General features: G+C 70.7%; 16 protein-coding genes. 11 read left to right on the top strand and 5 right to left on the bottom strand.

Going from position 1 to position 15142, the window contains the following annotated elements; genetic code table 11:
• Window positions 1-79 precede the first annotated feature (79 nt).
• From rpmH to AB0B98_RS04245, 10 genes are all read left to right on the top strand, one after another.
• Window positions 80-217 carry a 50S ribosomal protein L34 gene (gene rpmH / locus AB0B98_RS04290; protein WP_007453904.1) on the top strand — a complete coding sequence of 46 codons (138 nt, stop codon included), beginning with the start codon at window positions 80-82 and terminating at the stop codon, window positions 215-217.
• A 34-nt stretch (window positions 218-251) separates the two neighbouring features.
• On the top strand, window positions 252-668 hold the full coding sequence (gene rnpA, locus AB0B98_RS04285; RefSeq protein ID WP_357360821.1) for a ribonuclease P protein component: 417 nt from the start codon (window positions 252-254) through the stop codon (window positions 666-668).
• Complete coding sequence (yidD, locus tag AB0B98_RS04280) at window positions 665-961, top strand: membrane protein insertion efficiency factor YidD (RefSeq protein ID WP_238669633.1); 297 nt, start codon at window positions 665-667, stop codon at window positions 959-961. Before rnpA ends, yidD begins: the two co-directional genes overlap by 4 nt.
• Window positions 962-963: 2 nt before the next feature.
• Window positions 964-1953: a membrane protein insertase YidC gene (gene yidC, locus AB0B98_RS04275; protein WP_238669756.1), complete on the top strand. Its 990-nt coding sequence runs from the start codon at window positions 964-966 to the stop codon at window positions 1951-1953.
• Window positions 1954-2165: 212 nt separating this feature from the next.
• A complete protein-coding gene (locus tag AB0B98_RS04270) occupies window positions 2166-2783 on the top strand; it encodes a R3H domain-containing nucleic acid-binding protein (RefSeq protein WP_091397533.1) in 618 nt (205 codons plus the stop codon).
• A gap of 148 nt (window positions 2784-2931) precedes the next feature.
• On the top strand, window positions 2932-3642 hold the full coding sequence (gene rsmG, locus AB0B98_RS04265; RefSeq protein WP_357361124.1) for a 16S rRNA (guanine(527)-N(7))-methyltransferase RsmG: 711 nt from the start codon (window positions 2932-2934) through the stop codon (window positions 3640-3642).
• Window positions 3643-3898: 256 nt separating this feature from the next.
• Window positions 3899-5206 (top strand): AAA family ATPase, encoded by a 1308-nt coding sequence (locus tag AB0B98_RS04260; RefSeq protein ID WP_357360819.1) that lies wholly within the window; start codon window positions 3899-3901, stop codon window positions 5204-5206.
• 27 nt (window positions 5207-5233) lie between these two features.
• Window positions 5234-6250 (top strand): ParB/RepB/Spo0J family partition protein, encoded by a 1017-nt coding sequence (locus tag AB0B98_RS04255; RefSeq protein WP_357360817.1) that lies wholly within the window; start codon window positions 5234-5236, stop codon window positions 6248-6250.
• 335 nt (window positions 6251-6585) lie between these two features.
• Window positions 6586-6750, top strand: coding sequence for a hypothetical protein (locus tag AB0B98_RS04250; RefSeq protein WP_357360815.1), 165 nt, complete (start codon window positions 6586-6588; stop codon window positions 6748-6750).
• A gap of 1238 nt (window positions 6751-7988) precedes the next feature.
• Window positions 7989-9035: a hypothetical protein gene (locus AB0B98_RS04245; RefSeq protein WP_357361122.1), complete on the top strand. Its 1047-nt coding sequence runs from the start codon at window positions 7989-7991 to the stop codon at window positions 9033-9035.
• Window positions 9036-9127: 92 nt separating this feature from the next.
• On the opposite strand, the gene AB0B98_RS04240 is transcribed toward AB0B98_RS04245, so the two are convergent.
• Together AB0B98_RS04240 and AB0B98_RS04235 are read right to left on the bottom strand one after the other, a co-directional pair.
• On the bottom strand, window positions 9128-10129 hold the full coding sequence (locus AB0B98_RS04240) for a D-alanine--D-alanine ligase (RefSeq protein ID WP_357360813.1): 1002 nt from the start codon (window positions 10127-10129) through the stop codon (window positions 9128-9130).
• 7 nt (window positions 10130-10136) lie between these two features.
• The gene (locus AB0B98_RS04235) at window positions 10137-11450 is read right to left on the bottom strand and encodes a PLP-dependent aminotransferase family protein (RefSeq protein ID WP_357360811.1); all 1314 of its coding nucleotides are present in this window, start codon (window positions 11448-11450) and stop codon (window positions 10137-10139) included.
• A gap of 294 nt (window positions 11451-11744) precedes the next feature.
• Between AB0B98_RS04235 and AB0B98_RS04230 the strand changes: the two genes are divergently transcribed.
• Entirely contained in the window at window positions 11745-12410 is a 666-nt protein-coding gene (locus AB0B98_RS04230; protein ID WP_091396576.1) for a GNAT family N-acetyltransferase, read from the top strand.
• A 14-nt stretch (window positions 12411-12424) separates the two neighbouring features.
• Here the strand turns inward: AB0B98_RS04230 and AB0B98_RS04225 are convergent, their stop codons facing one another.
• From AB0B98_RS04225 to trxB, 3 genes are all read right to left on the bottom strand, one after another.
• Window positions 12425-13588 (bottom strand): N-acetylmuramoyl-L-alanine amidase, encoded by a 1164-nt coding sequence (locus AB0B98_RS04225; RefSeq protein WP_238669626.1) that lies wholly within the window; start codon window positions 13586-13588, stop codon window positions 12425-12427.
• 171 nt (window positions 13589-13759) lie between these two features.
• Complete coding sequence (gene trxA / locus AB0B98_RS04220) at window positions 13760-14083, bottom strand: thioredoxin (protein WP_030331849.1); 324 nt, start codon at window positions 14081-14083, stop codon at window positions 13760-13762.
• Window positions 14084-14114: 31 nt separating this feature from the next.
• On the bottom strand, window positions 14115-15065 hold the full coding sequence (gene trxB / locus AB0B98_RS04215) for a thioredoxin-disulfide reductase (RefSeq protein WP_091396582.1): 951 nt from the start codon (window positions 15063-15065) through the stop codon (window positions 14115-14117).
• Window positions 15066-15142 lie beyond the last annotated feature (77 nt).

Below are 15142 nucleotides of genomic sequence, written 5' to 3'. Positions count from 1 at the left end.
ACCGTCGAGGTGGCCTGGACCACCACACGACCCCGGCGATCCCGTCGCGCGGGGCGCGTACGAAAACGGAGAGCCTGACGTGAGCAAGCGCACCTACCAGCCGAACAACCGCCGGCGCGCGAAGACCCACGGCTTCCGGCTGCGCATGCGCACCCGTGCCGGCCGTGCCATCCTGTCGAGCCGTCGCGCCAAGGGTCGCACCACCCTGTCGGCCTGAGCCGACCGGGCCGGTCCAGGGGACGTGGGCAGTCGTGCTGGCCGCCGCACAGCGACTGCGGCGCAGTACTGACTTCGCCGCAGCGGTTCGCGGTGGCCGACGCGCCGGACGTGGCGCCGTCGTGGTCCACCTGACCATGCCGGTGACCGTCGACCCCAGCACACCGACCTTGCCGGAGCCGGTACGGGACAATAGTGCGGAGCAGTCGTCCGTGCCGTCCCGTGCCGGCTTTGTCGTGTCCAAGGCGGTCGGCAACGCGGTGACCCGTAACCGGGTCCGGCGCCGACTGCGGGGGCTGGTCCGCGAACGGTTGACCGACCTGCCCGCCGGCAGCACCCTGGTCGTCCGGGCGCTCCCCGCCGCGGCGCAGGCGTCGTACCCTCGGCTCGCCACCGACCTGGACGCCGCCATCGCTGTCGCCCGGTCGCCGCGCGAACGGCGGTCCCAATGAGCGGTGCCGAGCAGAGCAGCCCTCGGCCGTCGACAACCGGTGCCAAGGTGCTGATCGCGCCCATCATCGCGTACCGTCGGTGGATAAGTCCGGCACTGCCGGCTCGCTGTCGGTTCTACCCGTCGTGCAGTGCGTACGCCCAGGAGGCTGTCGTTCGGCACGGCGCGCTCCGGGGAGCCGTGCTGGCGGCCCGACGGTTGTTGCGCTGCCACCCCTTTCACCCTGGTGGATATGACCCGGTGCCGGAGCCGGGCGACCGCCGCCGTGCTGATGTGACTGGAGCCCCGAATTGAGTCTGAGTCTCGACTGGATCTACTACGCGATTTCGTGGATCCTGCTGACCTGGCACTCTGCCTGGGACGCCATCGGGGTGCCCGTCGGTGCGGTGATCGGCACCAACTTCGCCTGGATCCTGTCCATCATCTTCCTGGTGGTCACCGTCCGGGTGATCCTGTTCCCGGTCTTCGTCAAGCAGATCAAGTCGCAGCGGGCGATGCAGGCGCTCCAGCCCAAGGTCAAGGAGCTTCAGGAGAAGCACAAGGGTGACCGGGAGACGCTCCAGAAAGAAATGATGGAGCTCTACAAGAAGGAGAAGGCCAACCCGCTGATGGGTTGCCTTCCGATGTTCCTTCAGATCCCGGTCTTCCTGGGCCTCTTCCACGTGCTGCGCCGGCTCGACCCGGACAAGCAGAACAAGACCCTCTACGGCTGGACCGTCGACCAGTTCCAGAGCGCCTCGCAGGCGAAGCTCTTCACCGCCCCGATCGCCGGCAAGTTCGGCTCCACCGCCGACGAGCTGGCCAGCCTCGGCGCCAACGGCAGCACCGTGAAGATCATTGCTGGTGTCCTGGTCCTGGTCATGATCGCCACCACCTACCTGACCAGCCGTCAGATGATCCTGAAGACCGGCTGGGCCGAGGACCCGCAGCAGCGGATGATCCAGCGACTGATGCTCTACGGCATCCCCGCGTCGCTGCTGATCTCCGGCGCGATCTTCCCGATCGGCGTCATCATCTACTGGGTCACCAACAACCTCTTCACCCTTGGCCAGCAGCAGTGGGTGCTGCGGAAGTTCCCGCCGCCGGTGACCGCCAAGAAGGCCGTGGCGCCCGCTGCCAGCCGCAACCCGGTGCAGCCCGCCAAGTCCGGTGGCCTGTTCGGTCGCGGCAAGGCCGCCCCGGCGGCGCCGGTCAAGGCGGCCGCGCCCAAGGTGGCCGGGCCGAAGCCAGGCGCCAAGCCGGCGAACAACCCGAAGAAGAGCCGCCCCGCCAAGCGGCAGGGCTGACCTACGAGGGCCGCCGCCGGACCACCGGCGGCGGCCCGTTCCGCACCGCGCAGCCGCCGTACGGCCGGCGCCGGGCGGAACCGACCGCGCACCGCGCGGCCACGGGCGACACTGCCCGTACAGACGTGCCCGTGGGCACCGGCAACCTCCAGCCGGCCCCGGGAAACCAGTCGGACCCGACGGTCCGGCCGAGCGAGTACGGAGATGAGACCGTGACCGAGACCAGCATCCCCCGCGCCGAGCAGTCCCTGGACGAGGAGGAGACCGCCACGCTCGCGGTGGACGGCGACGACACCGAAGCCGATGACACCGAGGCGGACGACGACACCGACACCGCCGCTGGCACCCGGGTGAAGAAGGCTGTGGGCGAGGGCGACCTGTTCCGGCAGAGCGAGATCGCCGCCGACTACGTCGAGGGCCTGCTCGACATCCTCGACTACGACGGCGACATCGACGAACTCGTCGCCGCCGGCCGTCCGATGGTCGAGGTGGTCGGCGAGCGGCTGCAGAATCTGGTCGGTCAGCGCGGGGCCACCCTGGAGGCACTTCAGGAACTGACCCGCCTTGCCGTCTTCCGGCAGACCGGTACGCCGAGCCGTCTGCTGCTCGACGTCGGTGGCTACCGGGCGAACCGCCGCAAGGAACTCGCCGCGGTCGCCAAGAACGCCGTCGAGAAGGTCAAGGAGTACGGCGAGCCGGTCCGCCTGGAGGCGATGTCCGCGTTCGAGCGCAAGTGCGTGCATGACGTCGTCAACGCCATGTCCGGTGTGGCGAGCGAGTCCGAGGGTGTGGAGCCGAACCGGCGCATCGTCGTACGGCCGGCGGACTGACCGGGTGACCCACGACGACATCACGGCCGATGCCGTGTCCGGCCCGGGCGGCACGCCGCCCGGGCCGTCCGCTGTCCGCCCCGCAACCGTCGACGCTGATGCCGAACCGGCCGGGCGTGACACCGCACCGTCACCGGCTGACGCGGCGTTGCCGCCCGAGCTGGCCCCGGCCGCGCTGACCCTCTTCGGTGACCGTCTCGACCTGGCCGCCGCGTACGCCGAACTGCTCGCCACCGACGGGGTGGTCCGCGGCCTGATCGGCCCCCGGGAGGCACCCCGCATCTGGGACCGGCACCTACTCAACTGTGCTGCTGTCGCGGAGCGGATCCCGTCCGGAGCGACGGTGCTCGACGTCGGCTCCGGCGCTGGTCTGCCGGGCCTCGTCCTGGCCATCGCCCGCCCCGACCTCACTGTCACACTGATCGAGCCGCTGGCCCGGAGGACGTCGTTCCTGATCGAGGTCGTCGAGCGACTCGGTCTGGCTAGGTCGGTGCGGGTGTTCCGCGGCCGGGCCGACGAGGCGGCCAGCGGTTCGAGCGGTCGGGAGCCGATCAGCGGGGACGTGGTGACCGCGCGCGCGGTGGCGCCCCTGGATCGGCTCGCGGGCTGGAGCCTTCCACTGGCAGTTCGCGGTGGTCGGCTGCTGGCACTCAAGGGCTCATCCGCCGCAGCCGAGATCGAGGAACACGCCGAAGTGGTCGCGCGACTCGGCGGCGGGGAGCCGGCCGTGCAGCTCTGCGGCGTCGGGGTGATCGATCCGCCGACCACTGTCGTGGAGATCGTGCGCGAGCGGATGATCGGCCCGGCCCGCCCGGCGGCCAAGAAGCGCGCCCGGGGTGGACGCTCCCGCCGAGGCTGACACTTCGCGCCATCGGGCTTCCGGCCGGTGGGTTGCCTCGTTGTACCGGTACGGATGGACGAGGGGATGAGAACCCGACGTGGACCGGCCGCGCCCGTCCGCCGTAGGCTGACCGCGCGTCGATAGTGTGGAGCGGGTGACGGACGTCGCGGGTCTCCGACCGCTCCCGCGGGCCGTACGCTCCGGGATGCGGGCGAGGAGGCGGCCAAGTTGACCGGGGCGCGGACCGACCATCCGAAGCGGGCAGGGATGACAGGTGCATGACGACGGCAGGTACGACGATCCACGCGTGACCGGGTCGACCAGCGATCCCGTTTCACGTGAAACCGACTACCCGAGCTGGTCGCCCGGCGCGACCGGGCCATCGACCCGACCTACCGACGGCGATCCGCCGGCAGCGCTCGACCCACCATTGGGTGCCGGGCATCCGGAAAGCTCGGCCATTCCGGAGCCGGCGGGTGGTCGTCGGACGCCGGAGGCGTCGAGTCGACCGGTGAACGCCGCCGAGGTGCGGTCGACCTCGGGTCGCCGCAACACCGCCGCGTCGGTTCGCTTCGAGCCGGCCGTCCCACACCAACCCACTGCGGCGGTTGTTCGGGACGCCGCGCCGGTCGCTTCGACCGAGTCGTTGGCCGCCGTGGCGGCCGATCCCACGTACGTTTCACGTGAAACCCCGACGCGCGAAGAGGATGACCCACCGTTGGCTATGGAGGCGATGCGCGCCGTGCAGATCCTGAATCCCAGTGGCGAGGTGACAATGCCTCGGCCGGACCGGACCCGGGTCATGTGCGTCGCCAACCAGAAGGGCGGCGTGGGTAAGACCACCACCACCGTCAACCTTGCGGTGGCGCTCGCCCTGCACGGCAACCGGGTACTCGTGGTCGACCTCGACCCCCAGGGCAACGCCTCGACCGGGCTCAACGTCCCGCACCACACCGGAATCCCCGACGTGTACGACTGCCTGATCAACAGCGTGCCGCTGGCCGAGGTGGCACAGGCGGTCGACGGCATCCCCAACCTCTGGTGCGTACCCGCGACCATCGACCTGGCCGGCGCGGAGATCGAGCTGGTGTCGGTGGTGGCCCGGGAGTCGCGCCTGGACCGGGCGATCGCCGCCTACCCGGGCGAGTTCGACTACGTCTTCATCGACTGCCCGCCCTCGCTCGGCCTGCTCACCGTCAACGCTCTGGTTGCCGCGCAGGAGGTGCTGATCCCGATTCAGTGCGAGTACTACGCGCTGGAAGGGCTCAACCAGCTGATCAACAACATCAACCTGGTACGCCAGCACCTCAACCCGAAGCTCGATGTCTCCACCATCCTGCTGACCATGTACGACCGTCGTACCCGGTTGGCCGACGCCGTCGAGCAGGACGTCCGGAACCACTTCGGCGACAAGGTTCTCCAGGCGGTCATCCCCCGCAACGTCCGGGTCTCCGAGGCGCCGAGTTACGGCCAGTCGGTGATGACCTACGATCCCGGTTCGCGGGGTGCCACGAGTTACTTCGAGGCCGCCCAGGAGATCGCCGAGCGCGGCGTCAAGGAGCCGGTGGGCCGGAATGCGTAGTGCGGACGAGTCGCTGGGAGGCGTGGCATGAAGAACCGTCCTCGGGGCGGTCTGGGTAGGGGCCTCGGGGCGCTGATCCCAACCGGGCCGGCGCCGGATGCCGCTGGCACCGCGACGGCCGAGCCGGAGAACGAGCACCTGGACGACACGGGCACCGTCGCCGTCGCCGCGGTGCCGGCCGGAGCGCCTGTCCACGAGCCGGAGCCCGTGCTGAGCCCGGTGCCCGGTGCTCGATTCGCCGAGATCCCGGTCGACGCGATCATGCCCAACCCGAAGCAGCCCCGCCAGGTCTTCGACGAGGAGGCGCTGGAGGAGCTGAAGACCTCGATCCAGGAGGTCGGCTTCCTCCAGCCCATCGTCGTCCGACAGCTCGACGACGAGAAGTACGAACTGGTGATGGGCGAGCGGCGCTGGCGGGCCGCCCAGGCGGTGGGGCGGGAGAGCATCCCGGCGATCGTCCGGGATACCCGTGACGACGCGATGCTCCGCGACGCCCTGCTCGAGAACATCCACCGGGCGAACCTGAACCCTCTGGAAGAGGCCGCCGCCTACCAGCAACTGCTGGAGGAGTTCGGGGCCACTCACGAGGAGTTGGCCCGCCGGATCGGCCGGAGTCGCCCGCAGATCTCCAACACGATCCGACTGCTGAACCTGCCCGCACAGGTGCAGCGCCGGGTTGCCGCCGGCATCCTGTCGGCGGGGCACGCCCGCGCCCTGCTGAGCCTCGACGAGGCGGAGGCGCAGGAACAGCTGGCCCTGCGGATCGTGGCCGAGGGACTGTCGGTTCGGGCGACCGAGGAGATCGTCGCCCTGGCGCTCAACGACGGACCGGCGAAGGGCCAGGCCGCGAAGCGGCGACCCAAGGCGCACGCGCCGGCCCTGACCGATCTCGCCGATCGGCTGTCCGACCGGTTCGACACCCGCGTGAAGGTGGACATCGGTCGGAGCAAGGGCAAGATCACGATTGAGTTCGCGACGGTGGACGACCTTGAGCGGATCGTCGGGATCATCGGAGTGCAACAGGAGGAGAGCGGGGAGGACTGACCCCGCCCGCTCGCCTACGGCCGCGCTACCCCACCGGGGGCGCGGCCGTTCTGCATCCCGGGGTCGTCGCGGTTTCACGTGAAACAGACGGTGGACCTGACTCCAAGATCGGGTATGACCCGTGGACCGTCGTCATCATCGGCTCGTCCAGCCAGTCAGCCCGGGGTCCCGCTCTGGAAGCAGGAGAAGTGGGCGGTGCGGCGGGGCGGAAAGTTCGGTCGGTCGCCCTGGCCGCACGCCGACAGCACAATCCGCAGGCGGCTCGCGGCTCGCGGCTCGCGGCTCGCGGCTCGCGGCTCGCGGCTCGCGATGACGGGGGAAATGATGGGGGCGCGATGACGGGCGTGGCGGGCGACGGGGCGTGGCGATGGGGTCGCCGTGGGCACGGCGGTGCGCGGCGGTGGCGACGAGCCCCGCGTCGCGAGCGGCTGGTGGAGGAGCGGGCGCAGCGGCGGGCGGCGGACGCGGTGGCTGGCGACTGGCGGCGGCCGCTGGGGTGAGTGCGGGCCTTGAGAGGAGCGGATCCTCTACACGCGTCGCAGAAGGCTCCGGGATGGCCCACTCGACCGCAACCACCCCCTGCGCCGATCAAAGCGCCAGCGGACCGCTGAGTGGCGCGAAACGACGTCTCCGTGGTCATCCGCAGGTGGGTCGAGGTCCTCGATCGTGGTTAGTCCGCTGGAGCCGCCGCACAGCAACCTGGCGGGAGTCCGCCGGTCCGGGAGGCCGCCAGACGGGCCAGACCGCACGACCGCACGATCACCGGACCGCACGACGGCTAGACCGCACCACGGCCAGACCGCACCACGGCCGGACCCACGAACTGGATGCACGAGCGGTAGACCCCAGCGCGATATCGGCCCTGGCTCCGGATCGTCTCCGCCACCCGGCGCGGCGGTTTCACGTGAAACCGAGATAGCGGCTCGCTGGCACCGGTCGGACCCTAGGGGCGGAGTGACCGGTCAAGCGGAGTGGCCTCCCTATCCCAGGCGCTCGACGTTGGTGCTACGGGTTCGATCGACCCCTCACGGGCTTTCCGGAGACATCAGGGGATCCACGCCGCGCGAGTGGGCGTTCTGCTGACACGGTCCGCGAACGCGAGCCAACCCGTCACCGTCGACGCGTGTCAGATGAGCCAGCGGGAGGTCGTCGGTGGCTGGGGACCGCGCCGACGGTGGCACGCGACGCCGGTCCGAGCGCACCCCTCCGATTTCGTCTCCGGTGGCCGTCGACTACGCCGATTTGGCGGTTCGCGGACAACGACCGACCCGCCGAAAAGTTATCCACACCGGTTGTCCACAGGCACCCCCCGTTTCACGTGAAACAGCGCGTGGGAGCGGGTGTGAGCCTGTGGATGACGGCCTGTGTTCAGGATCTCGGCAGCCTGTGGATATCGCCTCTCGGTGGCCCGCGCGACCACGCGCACCCGGTCGACGACGGGTGCCGATCCGGTGGCCCGGGACCGCTCGAACAGGTAGGGACAGCGGTGCCAGACTCGGTTAGGGTCAGCGTCGTGCACGACAACCCTCCCTCAGTCCCGGACTTCACCCAGTGGCCGTCATTCCCCTTCGAGGGTGACCTCCACGTGAAGCAACTCGATGATCCGGTCCCGGTCGAACCGCCGCGGAAGGGCGAGGGTCTCCGGGAATGCACCGCCTGCAACGCACCCGACGACGCCTACATCTGGGTGGGTGAGCGGTGGCGCGTCCGCGCCATGGACCGGCCCACCGGCCTGCCCATGGTGCTCATCCTGGAATCGCGCACCCACCTCGATCTCGGCGACCTGCCGAACCTGCTGGCCGCCGAGCTGGGGGTGATGACAGTACGTCTGGAGCGGGCCATCCGGTCGCTCGACGGCGTGGCACGGGTGCACGTCAATCGCTGGGGCGACGGCTCGGCTCATCTGCACATGTGGTTCCTCGCCCGTCCGTACGGCCGGCTTCAACTGCGGGGCACGTTCCTGTCCCTGTGGGACTCGATCCTGCCGCCGATCTCCGAGGCGCAGTGGCGGGAGAATCTGGCGCTCGTCGCGGCCTGGCTCGCCGAGTTTGGTGGCCGCCCGCTCGCCGAGCCGCCCCGTATCCAGTGGCAGGCGCCGTCCAGTCTGCTGGCCCAGTCTGCCGCCGCGGACGCCGCTGCCGCAGCGGAGGCTGCCTCAGCGGCAGCAGCCGGGACGGAGGCTGTCTCGGTCATCGAGGCGGCAGAGGAGATCCCGGAACCGGCGCTCGACTCCACTCCTGATCCGACCGACGCCGACAGCCGGCCCCGGGCCGAACCGGTCGTGGACCCGGACGCTGATGCCGGCTCGACGACGAGCACCGTCACCGACCGCGCTGCTGAACCCGCCCGGTCGGCCACGGTCGGTGGTCCGGCGGTTGAACCCGCTCGGCCGGCGTCCGCCACCAACCTGCCCGGCATCCCGGCTTCCGGCACCCGGGACTCCACCGCCGCAGCACCGGGCAGCGCCGCATCCACTGCGGCCGCCACGGGCAGCACCGTCACGACGGCCAGCGACGGACTCCACGTCGGCCTGGCGGAGGTGCCTACCGACAGCCCTCACGGTGTCGGCGCGGCGGAGAAGCCCACCGGCGGGCCTCACCTCGGCCCGCCGAGCGAAAGTGCCGACGGGGCTGATTCCGCCAACCCGGCCGCGTCCGACCCGGCCACCGGGGGCGCCTCCGGAGAGGCCGTCAGCAAGACCGCCTCCGGGAAGGACGCCGGCACTCCGGGCCCGGACGCGCGCACCGATGGCAGCGACACACCCGACGTACGCGCGACCCACTGACCTGGAACCGACAGTGAGGTTGACCTCGACAGGCCAACCTCACTGTCGTCCCGTCGGGTTGGCCCGCTCGGGCGTACGGGTTGGCGGGGAGGTCAGTGCTTGGTGAGGCGGGCGGCTGCTCGGGCGACAAGGGTGCCGAGGAGTCGGCCGAAGTCCAGGCCGGCCGCCTGCACAGCGAGCGGAAGCAGTGACGTCTCCGTCATCCCTGGCGAGACGTTGACCTCCAGCACGTGCGGCTGGCCGGCCGCGTCCACGATCACGTCGACGCGGGAGAGATCCCGTAGACCGAGCGCGGTGTGCGCGGCGAGGGCCACGTCAGCGACCGTGGCGGCGACGTCCGGGGCCAGCCGGGCGGGGGCGTGCCAGGTGGTCCGCCCTGCCGTGTAGCGGGCGGCGTAGTCGTACACGCCGTTGCGCGGCACGATCTCCACCGGCGGCAGCGCCTGTGGACCGTCGCCGAGGTCGACGACGGAGACCGCCACATCCATGCCCGGCACGTACCGCTCCACGAGTGCGGTGGAGTAGTACGCGAAGCAGCCGACCATTGCGGCGGGCAGCGCGGCGGCGTCCCGGACCACCGCCCCGCCCAGCCCGGACCCGCCCTGCGCCGGCTTCACCATCAGGGGTACGCCCAGACGGTCGACGATCCGGTCCAGGACGGCGACCGCGCCGAGCTCGGAGAAACGATCGTGCGGGAGCGCCACCCAGTCGGGGGTGGGGATGCCGGCCTCGCGGAGCACCGCCTTGGCGGAAGGCTTGTCCCAGGCGACCCGGGAGGCCCGGGCGTCGCAGCCGACGTACGGGACATCGCACAGATCCAGCACCCCGCGCAGCGAGCCGTCCTCGCCGGTCGCGCCGTGCAGCGCGATCACCACCGCGTCCGGCGGGTCGGCGGCGAGCGACGGCAGCAGCGCTACGTCCGCGTCTCGCAGCTCGGCCTCCACCCCGACGGCGCGCAGCGCGTCGAGCACCCGACGACCGGAGCGCAGCGACACGTCCCGTTCGTAGGAGAGCCCACCCGCGAGCACCACGACGCGCAGGTCGGCCGAGATGGCGGAATCGGTCACGAGGAGGTGCTCGGCGGTCGTACCCATGCCGGCATCATGCCAAGTCGGGCCCGGGCACGTCGGAGCCGGCCCGGCCGCGTCGGCCGGCGGCACCACCCACCGCACCGAAGACCCGGCGCATGGCGATCTCCTGCTCCATCACCCCGGCCAGCCGGCGGACGCCCTCGCGGATCCGGTCCGGCGGCGGGAAGCTGAAGTTGAGCCGCATGGCGTCGGTGCCGGTGCCGTCGGCGTAGAAGCCGGTGCCGGGAACGTAGGCGACCCGGGCGGCGACCGCTCGCGGCATCATGGCCTTCGAGTCGAGCCCGTCGGGCAGGCTCGCCCACACGAACAGACCGCCGGCCGGGGTGGTCCAGCTGGTGCCCTCGGGCATCAGGTCGGCCATCGCGTCGAGCAGGGCGTCGCGGCGTTCCCGGTAAACCTCGCGATAGACCTTGAGCTGCTGCCGCCAGGGCATCGTGCTCAGGTAGGTGGCCACCGCGGCCTGGGCGAAGCCGCTGGGGCAGAGGATCTGCGCCTCGCTGGCGATGACCAGTTTGTCGCGGACCGCGTGCGGCGCCAGGATCCAGCCGACCCGCAGCCCGGGGGCGAAGGTCTTGGAGAAGGTGCTGAGGTAGAAGACGCCGTCGCGGCGGCGGGCCCGCAGAGGGGCCGGGGCCTCACCCTCGAACCCCAGTTGGCCGTACGGGTCGTCCTCGACGACGAGCAGGCCGGCGCCCTCGCAGATGTCGAGCACCCGTTCCCGGCGCTCCTCGCTGAGCGTCACGCCGGTCGGGTTCTGGTAGGTGGGGATCGTGTAGAGGAACTTGACCCGCTGGCCCGCGCGGGCCAGGTCGGCGATGGCCGTCTCCAGCGCCTCCGGGATCAGCCCGTCCTCATCCATCGGTACGTGGACGACCTGCGCCTGGGCGGCCTGAAACACGCCGAGCGCACCGACGTACGTAGGTCCCTCGGCGAGCACCACGTCGCCCGGGTCGAGGAAGAGCCGGGCCACCAGGTCCAGCGCCTGCTGCCCGCCCACCGTGACCACGACGTCCTCCGGGGAGGCACCGCAGGCGGCGTCGATCCCGGAGAGCGACATCACCTCGCAGATCCGCTCGCGCAGCTCGAGGGTGCCCTGACCGATGCCGTACTGAAGGGTGGTCACGCCCTGCTCGGAACCGAGCCGGCCGAGCATCTCGCCGACCGCGTCCAGCGGAAGGGCGGCAATGTACGGTGCGCCACCGGCAAGCGAGACGACCTCCGGACGACTGGCCACCGCGAACAATGCTCGAATCTCGGAGGCGGTCATCCCGCGTACCCGCCGGGCGTACCGGTCGGTGTAGTCGTCGAGTGTCGTGCCGGTCATGACCTCACCTCGATCACTGCTCGAGTGGCTCCCGCCCGGGTACCCCGCACACCGCTGACCATGGCGGCGGACACACCGATTGTCGATCCTAGTCCGCCGGAGTCGTGCTGCCGCCGTGCCGCAGCAGATCGACCACATGGCGGACCGTCCTCGGCGTCCCCCGTTGCGGTGGGCATTCGCGCGTCCCCTCCCGCATCGCCGATCGGCGGCGTACGATCGCTCGTCGGGGGCAGGAAGGCGGCGCTGTCGTTCCATGCCGGTTTCACCACCGAGCCTATTGTGGGGATGCGCCATATGTCGCGACGTCTGGTCAGCCTGACCCTCGACACGTTGGAAGACCTTCCGCGCCCGTGCCGGCAGTGCGTCTACTGGGAGCTCGATCCGGTCTCCGCGGACCGCGCCTGCGCTGCTGGCGACCCGGGCCTGGAGAAGGAGGCATGGGTCTCCCAGACGCTGCTGGAGTGGGGCTCCTGCGGCAAACTCGCGTACGTCGACGGCATGCCGGCCGGCTTCGTGATGTACGCCCCGCCCGCTTACGTGCCCCGGTCGATGGCGTTTCCGACCTCACCGGTCTCCGCGGACGCGGCACTGTTGATGACAGCCAACGTGGTCGCCGCGTTCTCCGGCGGCGGGTTGGGCCGGATGCTGGTGCAGGGGGTCGCCCGGGATCTGACCAAGCGTGGGATCAAGGCGATCGAGGCGTTCGGCGACGCCAAGTTCGGCGACGCGGACGACCCGGCCGGCGGTTGCGTGGCACCTGTCGACTTCTTCCTCTCCGTGGGCTTCAAGACGGTACGTCCGCATCCGCGCTTCCCTCGGTTGCGTCTTGAGCTGCGCACGGCGCTGAGCTGGAAGTCCGACGTCGAGTACGCGCTGGAGAAGCTGCTCGGGTCGATGAGCCCGGAAACCCTGCTCCGGCCGGTCCGTCCGGCCCCGGCCACCCGCTCCACCAACGGCTGACGCCCGGCGGCGAATCAGTCCACCACCGTGCCGGCGGTCACCACGGCACGCAGTTCGCTGACGTCGAGCGATCCGGTCGGGACGTCTCGTTCGATCGGGTAGTACATCCGCTGCACCGCGGCCACGATCGCCTCCACCACCCGGTCCCGGAACCGGGGGTCGACAAGGTGGGCGCGGTCCGTCGGCGAGGTGAGGTAGCCGACCTCGACCCGGACGGCGGGCATCCGCGTCAGTCGCAGCAACTCCCACGTCTTGGCGTGGGTACGGCAGTCCCGCAGCCCGGTCCGGGCGACGATTTCCCGCTGCACCAGCCCGGCCAGGCGTTCACCGGTCGCCGAGGTGACCCCGTTGTCGGTGCCGTAGTGGTAGGTCGCGACGCCCTCCGCATCCGGGTTGGCGTGGCCGTCAAGGTGCAGCGAGATGAAAACGTCGGCGCCGAGCGAGTTGGCGAGCAGGGCCCGGTCGGAGTCCGGCAGGCAACTGTCGGGCGACGGGCCGCGGGTGAGCTGCACCCGCACCCCGGAGGCGGCGAGCCGCCCCTCCAGTCGGCTGGCCAGGTCGTGCACCAGGTCCGCCTCGGTCCAGCGCAGCGAGCCGTCGGGCACCACCATTCCGGGGTCGGTGCCGCCGTGCCCCGGGTCGATGACGACGGTCTTGCCGACCAACGCCGGCCCGGACTGCCGGATCGCGTCGGATTCGCGGAGCCACTGCGGGCGGCCACCGACCACCTTGCGGCCGATGCGGCGGAGCGCGTTCATCGTGTGTGGGCCGCAGGAGCCGTCCGGGGTGAGCCCGACCTCACGTTGGAACTGGGCCACCGCCCGCGACGTCCGGACACCGTAGATCGCGTCCGCGCGGCCCACGTCGTACCCCATCTCCAGCAGTCGCTCCTGTAGCGACCGGACGTCCTCGCCGGTGAGCGGCTCGGGGACCGCGTGGTAGAGGGTGCGGGCGCCGAGCCGCCAACGGGCGGCATCCAGGGCGCGCCAGGTCTCCGCGCCGACCCGGCCGTCCACACTGAGCCCCCGCGACTGCTGGAAGGCGCGGACGGCCCGCTCGGTGTCGAGGTCGAACTCGTCGGTGTGCGGGCCAGCGGCGGCCAGCAGTTCGAGGCCGGTCAGGATGGTACGGATCTCCGTGACCGCGGGTCCCCGGTCACCGGGTCGGATCGGACGCACGCACGACCCCCTCTGCACGACACTGGCTGGCCGGGCGGCCCAGGCTTGAGGCTATGCGTTCTCCGGCGGCGAGGTGGCTGGGGCCGAGAAATCCGTCGACGGTACGGCCGAGAAGACACCGAACCCCGCACCCGGCGAGCGGGTACGGGGTTCGGTTGATGTTTCTGCTGGTCAGAGGGCCGATTCGATGAGCCGGACCAGCTCGCCCTTCGGCTTGGCACCGGCGATCGACTGGACCGGCTGGCCGTTCTTGAAGACGGTGAGCGTCGGCACCGACATCACCCGGTAGGCCCGAGCGGTCTCCGGGTTCTCGTCGATGTTGAGCTTGACGATGGTGACCTGGTCACCCATCTCCCGGGCGATCTCCTCGAGCAGCGGCGACACCTTGCGGCACGGCCCGCACCACTCCGCCCAGAAGTCCACCAGCACCGGCTTGTCGGCCTGCAGCACGTCAGCGACGAAGCTCTTGTCGGTGACCGCCTTGGTTGTTCCCACTATGCCCCTCCTCCGGGATGTGTTCCTTGTTTCAGCTGAGCGTCGCGATGAACCGCTCGGCGTCGAGCGCGGCGGCACAACCGGTGCCGGCCGCGGTGATCGCCTGACGGTAGGTGTGGTCGACCACGTCGCCGGCGGCGAAGACACCGGGCACGTTGGTGCGGGTGCTCGGGGCGTGGACCTTCACGTAGCCCTCGTCGTCCAGCTCGACCTGGCCCTGGAACAGCTCGCTGCGGGGGTCGTGACCGATGGCGACGAAGACGCCGGTCACGTCCATCACCTTGGTCTCGCCGGTGTGCACGTTGCGGACGCGAACGCCGGTGACCTTGCCGTCCTCGCCGAGGATCTCCTCGACGGTGCTGTTCCACTCGACCTTGATCTTCTCGTTGCTCAGCGCCCGGTCGGCCATGATCTTGCTGGCCCGGAACGAATCGCGGCGGTGGATGATGGTCACCGACTCCGCGAAGCGGGTGAGGAAGGTGGCCTCCTCCATCGCCGAGTCGCCGCCACCGACGACCACGATCTGCTGGTTGCGGAAGAAGAACCCGTCACAGGTGGCACACGCGGAGACGCCGTGACCCAGGAATTCCTGCTCACCGGGCACGCCCAGCGGACGCCAGGCCGAACCGGTGGAGAGAATGATGGATCGCGCCCGGTAGGCGGTCTCGCCAACCCAGACGGTGCTCACCGCGCCGGAGCCGGCGTCGCCGGTGTCCACCAGCTCGACCCGGGTCACGTCGTCGGTGAGGAACTCGGCGCCGAACCGCTCGGCCTGCTTGCGCATGTTGTCCATCAGCTCGGGGCCGAGGATGCCGTCGGCGAAGCCGGGGAAGTTTTCCACCTCGGTCGTGGTCATCAGCGCGCCACCGGACTGCACGCCCTCAATGATCAGCGGCTTCAGGTTGGCACGTGCGGCGTAGACCGCCGCTGTGTAGCCGGCCGGCCCGGAGCCGATGATGATCAGGTTGCGGACCTCGTCCACTGCCGTCTCCCGAGTTGTGTGTGTTCGGCGTCGGCGCGAGCACCGATGCTGATCCGAGTCGCCGACGCCTGGGTGGG

Source organism: Micromonospora sp. NPDC048947 (assembly GCF_040649495.1).
GTDB classification, from domain to species: Bacteria; Actinomycetota; Actinomycetes; order Mycobacteriales; family Micromonosporaceae; genus Micromonospora; species Micromonospora alfalfae.
This window is presented reverse-complemented; position numbering and strand designations above follow the sequence as displayed.